The organism is Mordavella massiliensis (assembly GCF_016902415.1).
In the GTDB taxonomy this organism is placed as follows: Bacteria; Bacillota; Clostridia; order Lachnospirales; family Lachnospiraceae; genus Merdimonas; species Merdimonas faecigallinarum.
Map to the genome: position 1 here is coordinate 1 of NZ_JACJLV010000084.1, position 3,556 is coordinate 3,556.

Below are 3,556 nucleotides of genomic sequence, written 5' to 3' on the forward strand. Positions count from 1 at the left end.
ATCCATCAGATGGTTCAGAAAGTGAAGCATGACAGGGAGGTGTCACTGGAGTATATGAAAATATTTGAACGGGAGCGTCTGATACGTGAGGACGGTTATGCAAGTGGCAGAGAAGCTGGCAAAGAAGCGGAGTTGGTAGAGATTATTCGCCGGAAACAGCAGAAGGGACTTTCTGCAGATGACATTGCAGAATGGCTGGAACTGGATAAGGAGTATGTTGAAAAAGTAATGAAACTCAAGGAGTTATCATGATCAAAGTAACGTATATCGGTCACAGCGGCTTCTGGGTGGAATGGCCGGACTGTATATGGCTGTTTGATTATTACGAAGGAAAACTTCCGGATGTTCCACCAGAGAAACCTCTGTACATATTTGTATCCCATTTCCATGCAGACCACTTTAATCCTGCTATTTTTCAGATTCAAGCTCATGCGGGTGCGACTTATATTCTATCTCACGATGTCCTTCGCCACAGGAAGATCTCTCCGGAAGAACTTCCAAAGGATCTGTATACAATGCGTCCCGGCCAGGAACTGTCTCTCATGAATGGACAGCTTCTGATCCGTACGCTGCACTCTACGGATTTCGGCGTGGCATTTCTGGTACGGTTTCATGGTAAATGGATTTACCACGCCGGAGATCTGAACTGGTGGGTGTGGAAAGAAGAAACCAAACAATACAATCATAATATGACTGCTAATTTTAAAAAATATACTGCACCGTTAGAGGGAATGGAACTCTTTGCGGCTTTTCTACCTTTAGATCCCCGCCAGGAAGACTGGTATGACAAAGGCTTTTTATACATCCTGGAGCACACAAAAACGGCTCATGTCTTTCCGATGCATTTCTGGAAGGACTATGAGATGATTTCTACGTTTCTCGCTTCTCCGAAAGGCAGCCTTTTTAAGAAACAGGTCGTTCCATTAAGATTCGAAGGGCAGGAGACTATCCTTTAATTCAGATTTATAACAGGAGATAACATGAATCAATCTACTTACGAAAAACGCAGGAAAAGAATTTTTGAGATCATTGAGGTCGGCACAGAATATGACTATGTCAGCAGAATCTATGATTTTTTTAATGCATTCTGCATCATTTTGAATCTTGCAGTCAGTATTTTGTACACGTTTGATAACTACCGGGAACAATATGGTGCCCTTCTGTCCGCAGTGGAAGAGGTTACAGTCGCCCTGTTTATGATCGACTATATCCTGCGGGTATGGACTGCCAAATACTTATATCCGGAGCTTCCGCAGTGGCGGGCTGTGCGGCGTTATGTCTGTTCATTTACCGGTCTTGTAGATCTGTTGTCTTTTTTGCCCCAGTACCTTCCCTTCTTTTTCCCGGAAGGCGCTGTGGCATTCCGTATGCTGCGGATCGTGCGGATCTTTCGGCTTTTCCGCATCAATGCTTATTATGACTCGCTAAGCGTGATCACAGATGTTATTGCAGGGAAGAAGCAGCAGCTCATTTCTTCAGTCTTTATTATTTTGATGTTGATGATCGGTTCCAGCCTCTGTATGTACAGTCTGGAACATAAAGCACAACCGGAGGTCTTTACCAATGCCTTTTCCGGAATCTGGTGGTCCGCATCCACATTGCTGACTGTCGGCTATGGAGATATTTATCCCATTACTACCCTTGGTAAAATGTTCGGAATCTTTATCACCTTTCTTGGCGTAGGCATGGTTGCTATCCCGACCGGTATCATATCTGCAGGATTCGTAGATCAATATTCCCGGATCAAACGAATCGCAGAGATCGGTCCGGAGGCAGATATCCATTTCATCAAAATTCATCTGACAGAACAAGATTTCTGGCCCGGACATACGGTAGGGCAGCTGAAACTTCCGGCAAGCGTTATTGTTTCCGCTATCCAGAGGGATGGCCGGATCCTGGTACCAAGAGGGAATATGATGCTTCATGCGAACGATGTGCTGGTATTGGGCGCCGAATCTTTTAAAGACGATAAACAGAAAATTAAACTAAAGGAAATTTCCCTTTCCGTCAATCATCCCTGGATCGGAGAACGCATCCGGGATCTGGATATTTCCCGCCACTCGATCATCGTACTGATCAAGCGGCGGGGTAAGGTTCTAATTCCGAATGGAAATATGATCCTGCGTGAACGGGATGTGGTAATTATCTATACACAAACCTTTATTCCTCATGCGGAAGAGATTGAGTTGTAGCAGCACGCCGGACAAACATGATCAGACCGGCCGCCGCTGTTAAAAGTCCCAGCATGGAAAAGGCTGCCAAAATGGAGAACTTTTCCGCAGCCACTCCAGCCGCCGGACTTAAAAGCACCATGAATATGCTATAAGCCATACTTCCCACCGATACCATAGTAGCTCTGGAACTTCCGGAAAAATCTTTTTGGTTTTCGGCCTCTGTACGAAGCATGATCATTTCGCCGATACAATGAGCGGCGCCAGCTCCTGCTACAGAAACAGCCAGAGACTTCCTTCCGCTCAAAAAGAGGAAGATCCCTGTCAGAATTCCACCAGCCAGGTAAAAGAACCGGAGAGACATTCTTCCGGTTTTTTCTGTCAGCACAGCTCCGGCCATGGAACAAAGAGAGATCAAAAGCAGCGGAATACCGAGAAATCCCGGTTCCAGTCCGGTCTCTACCAGATGGTCCTGAAGCAGCATGTAGACCACATACACGGCCGCGGATAGTAGCTGACGGCGTTTATCCCCATTGCCAGGAGAATCATAAAAAAAGCATCCGATACGATCATACAAAAAGCAGAAACCGCCGATACAATCCCGGCCAGCATCAACGTCTTTCTTCTCCCTATGGTATCTGAAACCATACCGCTTGGAATTTCAAAGCACATGCTCACCGCATGAAAAACCCCTTCTGCGATCCCTACCTGTGCAAGAGAAAATCCCCGCTCCAACAAAAAAAAGACCCACACAGCATCTACGATCTGCAGACCACTGACAATTTCATATAAATATAATCTGGAAATTTGTTTTTTGATATTCATAGCATTATCCTTTCATAGTCATTCATAAATTCAAGAATAATGCCCATTTTAGAATTACAGATCATAATGACAGATTATCTAAAAATGGGCGCACTTATAGCGTGAATACCAAAAAAGCTGCCTTTTTGAATCATCAAAAATGGTGTTTTCCAGCCCATTTGTGCGCCCTCCTTGTCAAATCCATGTGTAGTATAGCATAAAATCCAGTGCTATTACAAGTGATTTCAAACCATGGCCAGAATGGCCATATCATCCGCATCCGGGTTCTCTTCCAGAAGTTTCATCACCTTTTCAACATACTCCTTATCCAGTTCCAGCCATTCTGCAATGTCATCTGCAGAAAGTCCCTTCTGCTGTTTCCGGCGAATGATCTCTACCAACTCCGCTTCTTTGCCAGCTTCTTTGCCGCTTGCATAACCGTCCTCTTTGCCACTTGCGTAACCATCCTCTTTGCCACTTGCATAACCGTCCTCACGTATCAGACGCTCCCGTTCAAATATTTTCATATACTCCAGTGACACCTCCCTGTCATGCTTCACTTTCTGAACCATCTGATGGAT

General features: G+C 45.1%; 5 protein-coding genes and 1 pseudogene. 3 read left to right on the forward strand and 3 right to left on the reverse strand.

Annotated elements, in window-relative coordinates:
- The 3 genes from H6A13_RS12665 to H6A13_RS12675 form a co-directional block, all read left to right on the forward strand.
- On the forward strand, positions 1-252 hold a 252-nt coding region (locus tag H6A13_RS12665; RefSeq protein WP_420827236.1), incomplete at its 5' end, for a hypothetical protein.
- Entirely contained in the window at positions 249-956 is a 708-nt protein-coding gene (locus H6A13_RS12670; protein ID WP_204909904.1) for an MBL fold metallo-hydrolase, read from the forward strand. The genes H6A13_RS12665 and H6A13_RS12670, both read left to right, overlap by 4 nt.
- 24 nt (positions 957-980) lie before the next feature.
- Positions 981-2,192, forward strand: coding sequence for an ion transporter (locus H6A13_RS12675; RefSeq protein ID WP_204909905.1), 1,212 nt, complete (start codon positions 981-983; stop codon positions 2,190-2,192).
- Here the strand turns inward: H6A13_RS12675 and H6A13_RS12680 are convergent.
- The 3 genes and pseudogenes from H6A13_RS12680 to H6A13_RS12690 all read right to left on the reverse strand — a co-directional run.
- Entirely contained in the window at positions 2,161-2,655 is a 495-nt protein-coding gene (locus tag H6A13_RS12680; protein WP_204909906.1) for a hypothetical protein, read from the reverse strand. The genes H6A13_RS12675 and H6A13_RS12680 overlap by 32 nt on opposite strands.
- On the reverse strand, positions 2,631-2,996 hold the full coding sequence (locus H6A13_RS12685) for an MFS transporter (protein ID WP_204909907.1): 366 nt from the start codon (positions 2,994-2,996) through the stop codon (positions 2,631-2,633). The genes H6A13_RS12680 and H6A13_RS12685 overlap by 25 nt, the downstream gene beginning before the upstream one ends.
- A gap of 224 nt (positions 2,997-3,220) precedes the next feature.
- Positions 3,221-3,556, reverse strand: a pseudogene (locus H6A13_RS12690) (hypothetical protein); the annotation flags it as partial.